Below are 230 nucleotides of genomic sequence, written 5' to 3'. Positions count from 1 at the left end.
TCGAACACCAACGTCGCCGGCAACCGCAACCCCGTCACCACCGACAACCGATTACGCAACTCCACCGCCGTCAACGAATCAAAACCCAACTCCTTGAACGCCACATCCACCCGCACCTCACCCAACGAACCAAACCCCAACACCACCGCCACACCACCCCGCACCACATCCACCACCACACCCAACCGACCCGCCGCATCCAACCCCACCAACTCAGCAGCCAACCCCGA

The 230-nt window shown here is 62.2% G+C and carries 1 protein-coding gene; it reads right to left on the bottom strand.

What is annotated here, in order from left to right; translation table 11 throughout:
• The coding region (locus NP777_RS47490; protein WP_256656418.1) for an acyl carrier protein at window positions 1-230 on the bottom strand (230 nt) is incomplete at both ends.

The sequence above is a fragment of the Streptomyces rugosispiralis genome (assembly GCF_024505145.1).
Taxonomy (GTDB): domain Bacteria; phylum Actinomycetota; class Actinomycetes; order Streptomycetales; family Streptomycetaceae; genus Streptomyces; species Streptomyces rugosispiralis.
The sequence above is the reverse complement of the archived record's forward strand: the minus strand, read 5'-3'. Positions and strand labels throughout refer to the sequence as shown.